A 15,372-nucleotide genomic window follows, 5' to 3' on the forward strand; every position below is an offset into this window, starting at 1 on the left:
ACTTTATGAAGACGTTTAGCCACTTCCTATCGAATCCAGTGGATTTATTTTCAAAATCCTCTAGCAATATTTTTTGAAAATGTCCCCTTGACTTTTCATAGTTGGTCTTTCCTTCCGAATAGAAAGAAGGGATAACCATCCACCCTCACAATATGCAGTTGACTTTATTTTATCAAATGATTGTAAAGATATTATGTAAACAAAACAAATGAAATTTTACATAGAAAAAAAGCCCCTCCAAACTGGGCTTTTTTTTATACATACTATTACTTCCCAATTGTTCTGAAAAAACCGTCGATAAATTTAAGTTACAAGTATTCAGAATTAATATTAAAATTAAAAATGGGGATAGGGGTATGGGATTATAAAGTGAAACTTTAATCAGTGGGGGTTTTGTTCATCCCCCACTGATTATTAGTTGAACCAATCGGGCATTTACGGGCAGTTGATCTCCCACCTAACTTCTTTGCTCCAGCCGAATTTTGAGGTGGGAATCTTACTGCCCGTTAATGCGGGATAAAATTTATACATAACGAGGGAATAGAAATGAAACTACAATTAAAAGCGGATTTAATGTTACTACTAGTTACATTTTTTTGGGGTGCATCCATCCTACTTACAAAGCTTGGACTTGATGGCATAGAAGAATATAATTTAATTGCATTACGATTTATTATCGCTTTTCTTTTATCAGGTTTAATATTTTACAAACATTTATTCAAAGTTGATTTTAAAACTGTAAAATATGCATTTATACTTGCTTCTGTCTTATTTATCGTTTATATTTTCGCGACTTTCGGTACAAAGTATACGAGTGTTTCTAATGCTGGTTTCTTACTATGTCTCACAGTCATTTTCATTCCAATATTATCAGCTATATTTTTAAAACACATTCCGGAAAAGAAAGTTATAGTAGGAATCATTTTAACGATAATAGGAATCGGCTTATTAACATTAACGAGCGAATTCAAAATCGGTAACGGCGATATATTTTGCATACTGTCTGCCCTATTTTATGCGATCCACGTCATCATTACTGGAAGCGTAACGAAACATGTGAATTCCATTGCACTTGGAGTAGTGCAACTAGGTTTCGTCGGTCTATTTAGTCTTATTTTTTCATTCATTATAGAAACGCCAAAGCTTCCTAGCACAATCAACTCATGGCTCATCATATTAGCTTTAAGCATATTTTGCACCGCAGTCGCATTCATCGTGCAAGTAATTGCCCAGCAATACACTACACCTACCCATACAGGTCTTATTTTTTCATTAGAACCTGTCTTTTCCGCAGGCTTTGCTTTCGTCTTCACAGGTGAAACGCTGACAGGAAAAGGATACTTAGGGGCTACGCTTATATTGCTGAGTGTGCTAATTGCTGAGTTAGATTTTAAGAGTTTGTTGAGGCCTAATTATAAGAAGAATATAGAATAAACATTTCACTATGATCAATAAACATACCCCAGAAAAATATGAGTTTATATTATTTTCATTCTCTTCACTTAGATTTTCTTTTTAGATGCTATCTTCAAATAAGGTAGCATCTAAAAAATGTTAAAAGGAATTTTCTCCTGGTATCTTCTTATATTCTATGTAGACATCTTTGACCTTTTCTACGTTCTTTAATTACTTATTGAATATAGTCATACAAATTTTTCGCTAACAATAAACAAGTTACTGTAATGAAAAGAGCACGAACATACCCGCTTCCTTTTTTTATAGCAAATTTGGAGCCAACAATCCCTCCAGCAATTTGAGCAATCCCCATTATAAAACCATATGCATAGTTGACTTGCCCTACATACATAAACATCAACAATGCACCAACATTACTTCCTAAATTAAGAAGCTTCGCATTACCTGCTGCTTTTAAAAAATCATACCCAATAAATAAAAGAGAAAACATTAAAAATGAACCTGTTCCAGGACCTAGAAATCCATCATAAAAACCAATAGCAAAAACAAAAAAAGTAAAAATAATGACGTGTCGACCAGACAATTTCTTATGAGTGGAAATACTACCCCAATCCTTTTTGAATATCGTATAAATAGCGACCGCACCAAGCATAATCAACATCAATGGCTTCAGTACTTCTGGATTCATTAAATGAACGGTCCATGCCCCTATTATGGAACCTATGAAAGTGAGCGGAACTAATTTAAACGCCGATTTCAAATCAAGATTACCAGAACGATAAAACACAATATTACTAGTTGCACTTCCCATTGTCGACGCTAGTTTATTCGTAGCTACTGCACTTGCTGGATTCAGTCCTGTAAATAATAAAGCTGGTAAAGCAATGAGTCCACCACCACCTACAACTGAATCAATAAATGCAGCTACAAATCCAAAAACAATCAAAATCATTAATACAGATGGGTCTAAATAAAAATCCATACTATTAACCTCCCCTTTAGTCACTATTCGAATAGTAACTAATAATTTGCTAAATGTAAACAGTTATTGTAACGTTAAAATATAAAAGCAAACATCGGAGGACGAAAAAAGTGGACTACATAGTGCAACAGCTTAAAAAAATTGGTTTCAATGAATATGAAGCTAAATCTTATGTATCTCTTGTTAAACAAGGGCCTGTCACAGCCTACCAAGTGAGTAAAGATTCGGGTGTCCCAAGAGCGCGAATTTATGAGATTTTAGGTAACCTTGTAGAAAAAGGAATTGTCATGAAGGAAGAAATAAATGACACCACTCGCTATTCACCTCTACCTGTTGAAATCTTTTTACAGAAGGCTCAATCAGAATGGCAGTCTACTTATGAAGGAATTAGTGATTCATTAAAGAAGTTAGAAACTTCCGAAGAAAAAACGGATAATCGAGTCATTACTTTAAAAGACAATCAAACAATCATTAGCTATTGTCAGGCATTAATAAAAAAAGCAGAACGACGTATTGTCATTTCAATGTGGGATGAGATGTATGAAGCGTTAAAAGAAGATCTATCTGAAGTAGCTGATAAAGTTACAGTACAAGGTATTACCCTACATGTTGAAAAGCCAATTAAAAATCTAGAAGCCCATCGTATCACACCCTATACAGAAACTCAGTCTACAGAACATTGGTTTATTTTATCCATAGATTCTAAAGAGATGATTTATGGACCATCACTTGAAGAGCGTAACGTTGCCTTTTATACAGATGATCCGGTTCATATATACCTATTAGAGGATTATGTATGGCATGATGTATTAGTGAACCGACTTGTCCGACGTAGCCAAGATGATTTGCAGCAATGGATTACTACAGAGCGAAAATCCTTCTTTATGGGGAAATAAGAAACATATTCAAAAATAAAGCATAAGTAAATACAGTGGAAAACTTATGCTTTATTTTATTTACAAAGTGATACTCCAGTCTTTTCACTATTTCCCCTCCACAAACTGTCCAAACTCCTTCAAAAATCTCAGCTTAAAACTTCCCCCTATCAAATAATTTTTTCATTTTATTATCTCGTTTATATTTATCGATTTTTCAGTCTTTTCAAGAACAGCTATCACAATCAATCTCATGCGGTAATATAAATCATGGAGACAAAGCTCTTTTCTTAAATACTCATATCAATAGTCTTTTAGCTCGATTCCGTTAGCGGCTTTCGCTACCATTTTCGAGATAATCTTAAACTGTACGACCATAAGGGTTGGTACTCGTAACATGAAATTGCGCAGAAAGATTTTAAAGTTCGATTTTTCAACCATGCTCCCAGCAGCTAGTTTCCCTATTTTTTGATTCTTCTCAACAAACTTTCTCATCTCTTTCTCATAAGCAACATAGGCACGGGAATGATCACCATGCGCGTTTTTGAGTTCACCTGCTAATACATAAGCTCCGACAAGTGCTAGACTAGTACCTTGCCCTGATAGAGGTGATGGGCCATACGCTGCATCACCTACCAATGTAATTCGATCTTTTGACCATGTTGGCATGTGAATTTGACAAATCTCATCAAAATAAAAGTCATTCGCCTCTTTCATAGTTTTAAGTATGTGTGAAGTTTCCCAGTCTTCTGTATGGTCTACAAAGGCATTTTCTACAAGTTTTTTTTGAGATTCTTCATCATAGCGGTCGTACTCCAGTGCCTCTGATTGGAACAGGAGCATACCTTTTGCCTCTGTATTACCACGAGCGCTATACATACCCACAGTTTTTCCTGGCATTGTATAAAGCAGTACGCGGTGGTCAAGGTTGAGGTAATTCTCGAGAGTGAAAATCGATATATAACAACCAAGTGTACGTTTAAACTGTGCTTCATCACCAAAAGTCAGGGACCTCACATTAGAATGTAGCCCGTCCGCACCGATGACCAGATCAAACGTCTGTGGCTTTTCATGAATAAATTGGACTTCTACACCTGCTTCATTGTCATGTATAGCAGTAATCGACTCGCTCCAAATGTATTTAATTGTATCCTTAGTTAAATCGTACAAAATATTACTCAAATCATCACGCATGATTTCGATGTCCACACCATGCTGGTTCGCTAGACTTGCTTCACTTAATTGACCTTCAACCTCACCTTTGCTGTTCACGAAATAAACACCAGTCATGTTTGTGTCAGCTGCACGAACTTGATCGAGTATACCCATCCTTCCAAGCACCGTAACAGCTGCACCACGGATATCAACCCCGTATCCACCAGAGCGCAATGCGGGTGCGCGTTCTACTACAGTCACGTCGAAGCCATAACGATGAAGCCAGTAAGCGAGTGCCGGACCGGCAATACTCGCACCAGAAATAAGGACGCGTATCGCTTGTTTCATAATTACTTATTCACTCCTATCCTAATGAAAGTCTTAACATACCCTCCGGTATATTCACCGCAGCAAAATAATAGGTATTTAACCATTCAACAAATAACCCACTTGCTGAAAAAGTAAAAACCCTGCATATCAATATAGGACATTTGATCAAACTTTATTACAAATTATCAATACCTAAAACGTCATAAAAAATAAAAGGTGATACATTTTTGGCATGTATCACCCTTGTAATTCTTGTTCAACAATCATATAAAGTTTTCAAGTATTCATACTCTGTTATCCCATCCAAAAATATAATGCTTTCTTTCATAAACATGAACCCCATTTTTCCCAATACACTAACTTAATATTTTTATACACTTATATACTAAAGAGCTTTTAAATCAAAAAATTTGCGTATTAAACTTAATAATTTTTTCATATAAAAAATAGTCGGCTATTTTCCCAACACTTAATTCATTCCCTCCAAAAACCGCCCAAACTCCTTCGAAAATCTCAGTTTAAAACTTCCAACAGGCCCATTCCGATGCTTCGCCACATGAATCTCCGTCATCTCTTTCTGCACCGTTTCTTTATCATAATAATCCTCGCGATACATAAGCATAATGACATCCGCATCTTGCTCAATTTGTCCTGTCTCTCTTAAATCAGATAAAAGAGGGCGCTTATCTTGCCGTGCTTCTACAGAACGAGATAATTGCGACAACGCCACTACACAAACATTTAATTCACGCGCTAATACCTTAAGCTTACGAGAAATTTCACTAATCTCTTGAAATCGATTGCCCTTATGCTTCGGATCGCCCGTAATAAGCTGCAAGTAATCTACAATAACTAAAACCTTCTTATCACCATGCTTCCTCTTTAACTTACGAGTTTGCATCCAAATATCTTGCACCGAAATGCCTGCGTTATCGTAAATCTCAAATGGTAATTCCCCGATTTCCGCAAATGCCTTACTCACCTTTTCCCAGTCCTCTATCGCAAAACGATGCTTCGGATTTTTCAGCCTACCTCCTGACACTTCACCTACGCAAGACGCCATCCTTTTTAACAATTGCTTACTACTCATCTCTAATGAAAATAATCCAACCGCCGCTCCAAACTTCGCCGCATGCAGTCCAACATTTAACGCAAACGCAGTCTTCCCCATAGAAGGACGCGCACCAAGAACGACAAAATCACCTTCCTGCAATCCGCACGTCATTTTATTTAGCGATGTATAACCAGTCTCAATACCAGTAATCTCTTTCGCATCTTGATGAAGCTCTTCATATAAATCAACTAGCGCATCCTTCAAATCAAACTCACATACACAGTCCTTCTCCTCTAACTCACAAAGTGCCGTAATCGTCTCACCAATAATTTCCTCATTCTTCTCCGCAATAAGACGCTCACCCATCTTGTGCCCGAGAACACCAGCCTGATACATTTTCCAAGCACCTCGAACAAGCCCCTCATAATAAGAGAAGTTGGCAATTGTAGGCACACCATCCATTAATCCTATAAAATACTCCATTCCCCCGATCCCCTCTAAAAACTTCGGATCTATCCTAGAAATGAACGTCACAAGATCAATCGGTTGCCCCTCTTCTTCCATTTTTTGCATTAATTGAAATATAGACTTATGCACCGGCATCGAAAAATACTGCTCCGTCAAACGGCACTCCTTAATAAGCTCTCCATCAAGTAATAGAGAACCTAACACCGTCTTTTCCGCCTCCACATTTTGAATACTCATGGACGCCACCCACGCTCAGCTAAAAAGCGCTGCAACTCTTCCTCAGACGGCGCACTCTTCTCCCACTCCTCACACCTCGCCAAAAACTCCTCCGTCTCCCCGGTACTAACAACAGACGACTCCTTCTTCCTAAAGCTCGCCGTATCCGCCTCAACCTCACATACTTTCGTAAATCCTTTCCCGTGCCATCCTCTCAAAATCCCCTTCACATAAGCAACCGTCCGCTTATTATTCTCAAACGCAATTTGAAGAGCCTTCAGCACAAGCTCCTCTGACAAATCTTCCATCCACGCACTCAGTTCCTCCACAGTATGGGGAGACAAACTACCGAAATGCTGCTCATAAAAAGAAAACACACGACTTCCCGTTTCTTCCTCTACAACCTCTTCTTCTTCCTGTGTCTCCTCATAAATCGGCTCAACATCATCCACAGTCAAATCATCAGGCATACCGAAATGCGCTAAAAGCATCGGAACATTCAGCTCTTCCTCTACGCACTTCTGAAGAAACATATGTACAAACTCCTTATTCTTCACACCCTTAAGCTCACGAAGCACACACTTCTCCACATTCGTATTCGTCACAGGATTATAACGAAGCCAATTCAAAACGAATAGCTCCCGAGTATCCGCATCATAAAGAATCTTCCCATAATCAACAAAGCGCTGCACAAGCTTATCAACAGTCTCCCTGTTATAACCCGTCTCCATCTCAGCTAACCGCTTCGGAAAAGGAAAAATCCCGCACTGCGTCGTCTTCGAACAAGTTAACAAATAAACATAAAAATACCGCTCCTCCGGCGTCAAATCCAAAACAAAATCATCCTGCCAAAAATTCACCTGCACATTACGGTATACCGCCATCCTAATTCCTCCCGTCTCCGTTCAAAAGTAAAAGCCCCTTCATAATATATATGGGAGACTAAGCGGGTTTTTGGCGTGTTATTTTAAATTTTTTTGACTACTACTACGGTGTTTGTTGTTATTTTTGTTTTTGTTATGTTTTTTCTTAGTGATTTATTACTTGGTAGGGGCTTGTAAGGGGCTTCGGAGGGGTTAGTTATCGGTTACTTCGATTAAGAAGACTCGATCTGAGAAGCCGCCTCTTTCTTCTGCTTTCTTTTTACGGATGTTGTTAATTTCTTCTAGTGTTGTGCCTTCGTGTTCAGCTAGAGCGTTGATTAGTTCTAGTAGTCGGATAGTTCTTCGAGTTTATCGGGTTTTGTTTTTGCTTCGATATATTCTGTTAGTTCTTCTTGTGTTTTCTTGCAGAGTTCCTCTATGTATTCATCTTCGTTTAGGATTCTTGTTGTGGGTGTTTTTCCGTTGGTTTTTATTATTTGTGGGATTTTGTTTCGGATTAGTTTTTGTAGGTTGGCATGGGAATTTCCTCCGTTAGGTTTTTCTTCTATTATAATGGAAAAGCAGTTTAACTAGGTGTTAAACTGCTTTGTTGCTTCTTATTAATTAATATCAATTTTTTCTACTAACATTGCTGGAATACTAATTTCGCCACCCATAGTAGATTTATAAGTATATATACCTGCAGATTTCCCCTTAACAGTAACATTATCTTTTTCTAACACTCTTGAATTTAGAATGTCACTTTTATAAACAACGTATAATACTTTATCGTAATTTCCATTAACCGCTACTCTTAATTGCGTCTCGCCTTTTCCTTCCATTACTTGAAGGACTTTCCCTGTAAATTTAGCTTTCTTTCCTTTAAACTCATCCGGTGTTCTGGCTAGTTGATCATATGTAATTCCTGTTTCATATCCAATTCGCTCTTCTTCCTCTTTTGCCGCTTTCTCCGCTGCTGCTTTCTCTGCCGCTGCTTGTTCTGCTGCTGCCTTCTCCGCTGCTGCTTTCTCTGCTGCCGCTTTCTCTGCTGCTGCTTTCTCTGCCGCTGCTTGTTCTGCTGCTGCTTTTTCCTCTGCTGTTAACTCTTTCTTCTGTTCAGCTTTAGCTGGCTTAGCCTCGGTTTTTGCTTCTTCTGTCTTTTTCGTATCCTCAGAAGTTACACCAAATAAAATAAACATTGCTACTACGCCTATTCCATAGAACTTTAATACACTTTTTCTATTTCGTTTTTCTTCTGATCCCCATCTAACTACTAATTGAGGTTTAATAATCCCAATAATTAATGCTATTAAGCACACATAAAACAATACTAAAAATAAAGTATTCAAATCTCTTGTCCCTCTCATTCTTTTATTTAATTACAATTAATTTCATTCAAACTATATATTACCATGTTTTAATATTTTTTTTAACAACAAATCATTTAATTGATTTGTCAGATAATAAAATTTTAATTTATCAAATGAACTGCCTATAAAGGTACTAATAAAAGTAATAAACAAAAGAGTACAGTATGATATGAAGAATCGTATTTAACCTTAATAAAATAAAGGGACAGCTTCCCTATTTCATTACTAATGAGGAAACTATCTACTGATGGGCTACATTTTATTCATAGCTTCTTTTATATACTGTTCTTCCTCATTTGTGAAAAGAGTAGGGAATTCGGCCATTGAAATTTTTGATTGTTTAATTACACTCACTACCTCACTTTGAGATATATCAAGATAGTCAGTTATCTTTTCTATTAAATGGAAAAATTCCTTCAAAGTAACTTGAACGTCATGATGACTCGGATCCTTCTCTTCTTCCTTATACTTTTTCAACTTCCCTATCACATCCATAAAACGCCGATCAAACTTTTCTTTTAATTCCTTATTATTATAAAACGCTTGAATACTCTCCGTTGAAAAGTGTTCCTCTAACCATTCTTTATTTTCTTTCTCCCATATGAAGGTTTGCAAAAACGAAGAAAACAAAGCGACATCCACTCGTTCTTCCTTTTGAAACTTCTTCGTCATCTCATCCATATGCGAAAGCACCTTCGTAATTCTTTCTTGCTCTGCCAGAAGCACTTCTCTTTGAAAATGCATCTGTCTTAAAAAGACTTCTGGCTCTATATCACGCTGCAATATAATATTTTGAATTTCTCCAAGCGAAAAACCAAGATGCTTAAACGATTGAATTTGTTGCAGCACATACAGATCATCTTTCGTATATAACCGATGCCCACCCTCAGTATAATCGCTCGGTTTTAATAAATTAATCTTGTCATAATAACGAAGCGCCCGCACCGTAACATCCCCAACACTTGCGAACTCACTAATCAGCCAAGCCATGTCATCACCTACTCCGATAACTTCTCTTTTACATACTGAAGCATATGAGAAAAACTCATCTCATTCTGCCTACAATATTGAAACAAACCTACAACAAGTAATAAAAAAGGAACATTCCCTCTATAACGATTTTCATACTCGCTAATACCATCATAAAAGTACTCATACTTTCTTTTTGGTAAAACAATATAAATCGCAATAAACAACACTGCAACCATAACAAAAAATTGCTTTCCCTTTACCTCCACTTCTTGTTTCATCACCTATTCTCCTTCCAACGCGTACTTATCTTCTTTAAATAACGGAATTCGAATGAAATAACGATACGGTTCATCACGTATTACTTTCCACGCAACAATGATCACTTGAACTACCTCAAAGATAAATACAATCAAAAACAAAACATCACTAATACGCGAACTAATATTAAATAGAAGAAAGATTAACAAATGAAAGTTGAACGCCTTTCGGCAATGGTACTTGTACACCTCATTTTTACGTGCCAGTGTGATGTACATGAGTAGTGGTGAAAAGATTCCTATTACGGCTGAGAGTAGTAGCATGATGATGGTGTTTCTTTTTTCTTTTGTGGTGGTTTTCATGAGTGTTTTGGTTCCCCCTTTTTGATTTGTCTTCTTTAGGTTAGGGGGTGACGTTGGGGGAGGTGCAAGAGGAATGTACAGAAAAAATTGATTAATACCGACATAGATAAAATCAGATTTCCACCTTAACATGGGTGGCATTCGGCGGTTCAAGCCCCCTTGGTCATACTGATAGAAACCGTTTTAATTTAACATTTAATGCGGTTTTTATTCATTTATAATTACTCTCTGCAAAGCCAGTGATCACAGAATCAGTCACATTCCCTACAAATTAAATAAAAAAAGAGCACCAAAATTATATATTTTTAGGACGCTCTTCCATATAAACACTAATAAATGTTAATTATTCTTTATAAAAAACTTATCTCTACTTAACCATTATCAAACTATAAAAACAATCGAATGGCACCTCCAAAAATCTTTAATGAATAATTGTATCTATCAAACTCCTTTATCAATTATTTTTATCCTTGTTTATCAAATGAATTCGATTTTGTATATATTCTGCAAAGGCCATTCTACATACATCTGCTTCTGATAATCCTAATTGCTTTCCTATATCGTTCAGTTTCTCTTTCATTTCTTGTTCTACCCGTATGTTAATAGTTACCTTTGACATATTTGACACCTCTAAATTCTATATATATAGAGGGCCAATATGACCCTCAAAAATTATTAATCATGCTCATAAGCAAACATTCCAAGTGAAACCCCTTTTTCTCTATGCTCCACTTGAAGTAGTTCAATACCTACTGTATTGTAATAACGATTACTCATGACACATTCAAAATGAGAACGAATGTCTTCATTGTTATGAGCTGTTAGACAAAACAGTTGTATTTTACTATTTCTAGCTAGTTCCATTATTGGTTTTACTACGTGTTCTGATGAAGCTTTACCAAAAGGATTATCCGCAATAATCACTTTCCAAGAATCGTCTCTAGCGTTAACTTTTTTACGCAAATACGTTACAAGTATCATAAACATGGACATATAGGAACTGAATTCCTCTCCACCAGACCATTTAGAAACTTCATCCCAAGGTTTCCAGTTTTCTGGACTGGTCGTCATAAGTGATTTTTTTCGTGGTTTATATATACTAACAAAACACTTCTTGATAGGTGCAATTTTATCTAATAATACCACTGTATCAAGTTTTTGTACTAGGTATTCATTCAATTCATTTTCTAGTTTATTATCTCGCTTCATTCGTTGTAAAGTCTCCAGAATGGTTTGGACATGATAATGTAAATTACTATGAGTGGTTTCATCATCAAAACGGTCCCATCTCATTTTAATCAATTGCAATTCATAACCAAATACTTTCACTTTGGAGAATTTTGGGATTTCATTTACGTTCTTATAAATAGCCTCTACTCGCTGAAAACATAATTCTACCAGTTTTACCTTATCCTTTTCACATTCTGTTATCTTTCGCTTTAAATCTTCTTCAAAGGCATTAATGGTGTCAAAGATGCGATTAAACGATTCTAAAATAAATTCTAACTCAAATATTTGATCACTTGTTTTCAATTTTGACAACCCATTCGCAAATTGTTCAGTCTTAGGGTTATTAGATTCTTGAATCTTCTTTAAATACGTTTCAAATGATAGGTATACACCTTTTTTGCTCTCTTCTAACTTTTGCAACTTTGTTACGTGCTCATTAGCATGAGTTTGTGCATATTTTTGATATGTTTTTGACTTTGAAATAATTTCTTCTTCAAGTATTAAACCGAATCTTTCATTATATAGAGGAAGATTTTCCATTTGCAAGTGTACCATTGCTTTTTCAGCATCTGTCATAGAATTTCTTAACAATTCCTTCTTAGTTACAAGTTCTTTATTAGCTTCGCCCCATTGTTCTTTTGACTGCTTGAAACGGTTAAGTTCTTCTTCATGCTCCCATTCATAAAGAAATACTTCTCTTCCGTACTTCTCATCAATCTCCTTCGTAGCTAATTCTAATTGTTCGGTTTTCTCTTTTAGATTTTCTCCTACTTTTCCTTTTTCGATTTCAATATCCCTTTCGGAAATAGAAATTGTGTTAACTTTCTCTTTTTGTTTTATAATTAATTCTTCTAGATTGATTTCTTCAGAATAGAACACTTTAACTTCTTCTAGAGTAAATCCGATATCATTGATTCGTTTTTCAGATTTTAAAAGTTCATTTTTTTTATCTGAAAGATTTCCTTCAAGAAAGTTTTTCGATTGATCTTTGTCAGCGTAATCTTTTTGAACTGCAGTAAAACAGGCTACGTACTCATTCTTTTCTTCACTAGTGTAACTATCAGAAGGTTCAAGGCTCTTGTCCAATTGGTGGTGTTTTCTTTCTTTATCTAATCCATCTATAACAGATTCAACGTTTCGTTTCTTATCTTTCTGTCTATCTAATGTTTCACGTAGCTCTATTACTTCTTCTTCGCACAGATTTACTTTTGTCTCGTATTGATCATGTTGGTCTTTTAAATATTTTACTTTTTCAACTAACTCTTCGGGATTTGGGTAAAGGTCCATAAAGCTTTGAAGAAGCTTTATATGAGAATTTCTTTTTTCTATTTTTACTTTTTCATCTGAGATAAATTTACTAATTAATTCGTTCTCATTTTCTAACATCTTAATATGTTCATTGGTATCATTTATTTGTTGGTAAATTTCTTTTATATCTTCCGATAATTTCTGAACAGCTTGCATGTTGGATTCCGGGAACGTACTAGAATAACGAGTATGGAATGTTTCTAATGCAGTTAATATTTCATTGTAATTATTGAGAGTCGTTTGTGCAAAAGTTACTTGTTCTTTATATTGAGAAAGCTCCATTTTTAACCCATCAATAATTTCTTGGATTTTAGCTCTAGATGCAAACCACTGAACATCTAACTGATGATAGAGATATAACTCATCATATAGAGGGAAAAGTTCATCTATTTTTGCATCTACTGATTTTGTTTGAATTTGAAGTTTACTCTTTACATAAAACAGTAACGGTACGTTTAACAGTTCTTCATTCAAGCTATTCAAGGATTTTTTGACTTCTGTTAAGTTTGCTTCTTCAACCAATAACGTATAAGGAAGCAATGGATAGGAATTAAGGTACTGGCTTTTCATTTCTTCACTAGAAAGTTCCGATAGCCATTCACTACCTAACATAGTAATAACACCTTTTTTTTCTAGATGTTGTTGAACCTTTAATAACGTTTCATCAGGAACAAAGAAATTGTGTGATTCCCAAAGGCTAAGTTTTTTTGCTAAATCATGAATATACTGTTTAAATTTATCTATTTTTTGCTCCGCTTCCACTTTTGAATATTGATAATACCGAAAAAACTCCTGCATATCTTCGAATATGTTTATTGTATTCTTCCCATCGTCTAAAAGAAGTGAAAGTAACTTATGTTTCTCCTTTTCAAATGTGGCATGTTCGGCCTTTAACGAAGTAATTTCGTTATTTTTGTTGTCTATAGCAATTCTTTGACCCGTTACAAACTCACGTTTTTCATTCATCTCCTGTTTATTTAATCGACTTTTCTCTTCTTTTTGGGCAATAGTCATTGAAGATTGTTGTTGTTGTTCATTTAGTGATTTGAACGTGACAGATGGATGATATCCGGCTTCTTCTCCTAATTCATCTATCAGTTTTTGTTTACCTTCTTGGTAATTATTTAAATAATTTTCTGCATCCTTGTACTCGCCATATAAATCTTGTTTCTCCTTCTCTAATCGTTTTCGTTCTGCGTCTTTAAGATTAATTTCTTCTACTTTAAATTCGATATTTTTGTTAATATCATCCAAAGCAAATTGTTGTTCTTCTATGAGAAAATTTAACGCTTCTGTTAAGAGAGTTTTAGATTCATTTCTTCTCTTTTCTAATTCTGGTTCACTTGCTGTTAAAGAAGATATTTCTTCATTTAACTGTAGTACTTTTTTATGAATATCTAGATAATCTCCATATTCTTTTTTTACTTTTAATTGTTTTAGTAATGCTTTTGCTTGTTTTAGTTGTTCTGTTTTCATTTTAAATTCATTTTCAACAGCAGCTAGCTCTATTTCTTTTGCTTCGATCTGTCCTTTTAAAATATGAGACTTATAGCTGTCAATCTTCCAATCCGCTTCATGCATTAATGATTGATTTTTCTTAATATCCCTCATTAAGATATCCATTTTCTCTTCCTTATCAGCAATTTGAAGTTCAATGCTTTTCTTTAACGTAACTACATGCTTTTGTGCTTCCGCAAAGGATTTCTTTTTTACTTGAAAGTCTTCTACTGCTTTTACCATGTCTTCAGCACAATTTTTTATCCTTTGGAAATCATCCAAGTCTCTTTTCATATCCGGAATACTTAATAGATTTTTACTGTATTCTTTAAAGTACGTTTGGATTTCCTTTTTCTTTTCTTCACTGTCAAATATAGTGTTTTCGACTTCTGGGATAAGAAGTTTCACTAATAAGTCATACGTGCTGGATGCAGTTTTGAAGTAATTATCTACTCCACCTTCATCTCCATTAATCTTTTGTATCATCTTCCATTCATCTTCAATAAGGTGAAATCGTTTTAATTCCTTTTTATAATCACGGTTGACGTCAAATATACGAATATCATTTTGTCTTAAAAACTTACGGTATTCATTTAGTCTTGTTACTTTCCCGTTTACTGTGGTAGGAAGGGTATCAATATTTAATGTGTCCCCTCTGTTATAGGTGAACAAATATGTGAAATAATTTAATTCTTCTGTTTTTGTTTCCCCATTCATATAAGTAAACCCTAAACATAAGTATTTGTACGGAAGGTTTTCTCCATCTAGTTTCCATTCCGTCATAATATGACCAGTTGTACCTTTATACACCACTTCTTTTAATAAACGTTTGCTTAAATTGGAGTTAGGAAGAACGGTTTGAGTAACTAGTTGAATAAAACTCGTTTTTCCTCCGCCGTTTTCTAAGATGAATAGAGCATCTTTGGCATTTGGTTCCCACAAGCTGTTTGAGATGATTTTCTTCCCTTCATCTAATTGGATATTGGTCATTCTCACTTTCATCAATCGTGGCATCT

General features: G+C 35.3%; 12 protein-coding genes and 1 pseudogene. 2 read left to right on the top strand and 11 right to left on the bottom strand.

Annotated elements, in window-relative coordinates; genetic code table 11:
* Nucleotides 1-546: 546 nt before the first annotated feature.
* On the top strand, nucleotides 547-1,434 hold the full coding sequence (locus tag MR168_RS15520) for a DMT family transporter (RefSeq protein ID WP_006923077.1): 888 nt from the start codon (nucleotides 547-549) through the stop codon (nucleotides 1,432-1,434).
* A gap of 196 nt (nucleotides 1,435-1,630) precedes the next feature.
* On the opposite strand, the gene MR168_RS15525 is transcribed toward MR168_RS15520, so the two are convergent.
* Nucleotides 1,631-2,398, bottom strand: a complete 768-nt coding sequence (locus tag MR168_RS15525; protein WP_000348458.1) for a TSUP family transporter — start codon at nucleotides 2,396-2,398, stop codon at nucleotides 1,631-1,633.
* Between the two features lie 110 nt (nucleotides 2,399-2,508).
* Here MR168_RS15525 and MR168_RS15530 point away from each other — a divergent pair, with 110 nt between their 5' ends.
* Entirely contained in the window at nucleotides 2,509-3,294 is a 786-nt protein-coding gene (locus tag MR168_RS15530) for a TrmB family transcriptional regulator (RefSeq protein WP_086412343.1), read from the top strand.
* A 282-nt stretch (nucleotides 3,295-3,576) separates the two neighbouring features.
* On the opposite strand, the gene MR168_RS15535 is transcribed toward MR168_RS15530, so the two are convergent.
* The 10 genes and pseudogenes from MR168_RS15535 to MR168_RS15580 all read right to left on the bottom strand — a co-directional run bounded on the left by MR168_RS15535 (nucleotide 3,577) and on the right by MR168_RS15580 (nucleotide 15,370).
* Nucleotides 3,577-4,776, bottom strand: a complete 1,200-nt coding sequence (locus tag MR168_RS15535) for an FAD-dependent monooxygenase (RefSeq protein ID WP_086412344.1) — start codon at nucleotides 4,774-4,776, stop codon at nucleotides 3,577-3,579.
* Nucleotides 4,777-5,227: 451 nt separating this feature from the next.
* Nucleotides 5,228-6,517: a replicative DNA helicase gene (gene dnaB / locus MR168_RS15540; protein ID WP_140159396.1), complete on the bottom strand. Its 1,290-nt coding sequence runs from the start codon at nucleotides 6,515-6,517 to the stop codon at nucleotides 5,228-5,230.
* The gene (locus tag MR168_RS15545) at nucleotides 6,514-7,380 is read right to left on the bottom strand and encodes a DnaD domain-containing protein (protein ID WP_086412346.1); all 867 of its coding nucleotides are present in this window, start codon (nucleotides 7,378-7,380) and stop codon (nucleotides 6,514-6,516) included. The genes dnaB and MR168_RS15545 overlap by 4 nt, the downstream gene beginning before the upstream one ends.
* Before the next feature lie 192 nt (nucleotides 7,381-7,572).
* Nucleotides 7,573-7,897, bottom strand: a pseudogene (locus tag MR168_RS15550) (nucleoside triphosphate pyrophosphohydrolase).
* 82 nt (nucleotides 7,898-7,979) lie between these two features.
* Nucleotides 7,980-8,708 (bottom strand): hypothetical protein, encoded by a 729-nt coding sequence (locus tag MR168_RS15555; protein WP_001093925.1) that lies wholly within the window; start codon nucleotides 8,706-8,708, stop codon nucleotides 7,980-7,982.
* Between the two features lie 273 nt (nucleotides 8,709-8,981).
* Entirely contained in the window at nucleotides 8,982-9,719 is a 738-nt protein-coding gene (locus MR168_RS15560) for a MerR family transcriptional regulator (RefSeq protein ID WP_086412347.1), read from the bottom strand.
* A gap of 8 nt (nucleotides 9,720-9,727) precedes the next feature.
* Complete coding sequence (locus tag MR168_RS15565) at nucleotides 9,728-9,979, bottom strand: hypothetical protein (RefSeq protein WP_000808339.1); 252 nt, start codon at nucleotides 9,977-9,979, stop codon at nucleotides 9,728-9,730.
* A 3-nt stretch (nucleotides 9,980-9,982) separates the two neighbouring features.
* The gene (locus MR168_RS15570; protein ID WP_086412360.1) at nucleotides 9,983-10,321 is read right to left on the bottom strand and encodes a DUF4870 domain-containing protein; all 339 of its coding nucleotides are present in this window, start codon (nucleotides 10,319-10,321) and stop codon (nucleotides 9,983-9,985) included.
* Nucleotides 10,322-10,775: 454 nt separating this feature from the next.
* On the bottom strand, nucleotides 10,776-10,940 hold the full coding sequence (locus tag MR168_RS15575; protein ID WP_000049356.1) for a CopG family transcriptional regulator: 165 nt from the start codon (nucleotides 10,938-10,940) through the stop codon (nucleotides 10,776-10,778).
* Between the two features lie 56 nt (nucleotides 10,941-10,996).
* Nucleotides 10,997-15,370, bottom strand: a complete 4,374-nt coding sequence (locus tag MR168_RS15580; protein WP_103597443.1) for a coiled-coil domain-containing protein — start codon at nucleotides 15,368-15,370, stop codon at nucleotides 10,997-10,999.
* Nucleotides 15,371-15,372: the final 2 nt, after the last annotated feature.

The sequence above is a fragment of the Bacillus cereus group sp. BfR-BA-01356 genome (assembly GCF_022663635.1).
Lineage (GTDB): Bacteria > Bacillota > Bacilli > Bacillales > Bacillaceae_G > Bacillus_A > Bacillus_A cereus.

Excerpts from the sequence above, each read along its gene's own strand:
- MR168_RS15565 (WP_000808339.1), bottom strand. The coding sequence starts at position 9,979 with ATGAAACAAGAAGTGGAGGTAAAGGGAAAGCAATTTTTTGTTATGGTT.
- MR168_RS15570 (WP_086412360.1), bottom strand. The coding sequence starts at position 10,321 with ATGAAAACCACCACAAAAGAAAAAAGAAACACCATCATCATGCTACTA.
- dnaB (WP_140159396.1), bottom strand. The coding sequence starts at position 6,517 with ATGAGTATTCAAAATGTGGAGGCGGAAAAGACGGTGTTAGGTTCTCTA.
- MR168_RS15525 (WP_000348458.1), bottom strand. The coding sequence starts at position 2,398 with ATGGATTTTTATTTAGACCCATCTGTATTAATGATTTTGATTGTTTTT.
- MR168_RS15545 (WP_086412346.1), bottom strand. The coding sequence starts at position 7,380 with ATGGCGGTATACCGTAATGTGCAGGTGAATTTTTGGCAGGATGATTTT.
- MR168_RS15520 (WP_006923077.1), top strand. The coding sequence starts at position 547 with ATGAAACTACAATTAAAAGCGGATTTAATGTTACTACTAGTTACATTT.
- MR168_RS15580 (WP_103597443.1), bottom strand. The coding sequence starts at position 15,370 with ATGCCACGATTGATGAAAGTGAGAATGACCAATATCCAATTAGATGAA.
- MR168_RS15575 (WP_000049356.1), bottom strand. The coding sequence starts at position 10,940 with ATGTCAAAGGTAACTATTAACATACGGGTAGAACAAGAAATGAAAGAG.
- MR168_RS15535 (WP_086412344.1), bottom strand. The coding sequence starts at position 4,776 with ATGAAACAAGCGATACGCGTCCTTATTTCTGGTGCGAGTATTGCCGGT.
- MR168_RS15560 (WP_086412347.1), bottom strand. The coding sequence starts at position 9,719 with ATGGCTTGGCTGATTAGTGAGTTCGCAAGTGTTGGGGATGTTACGGTG.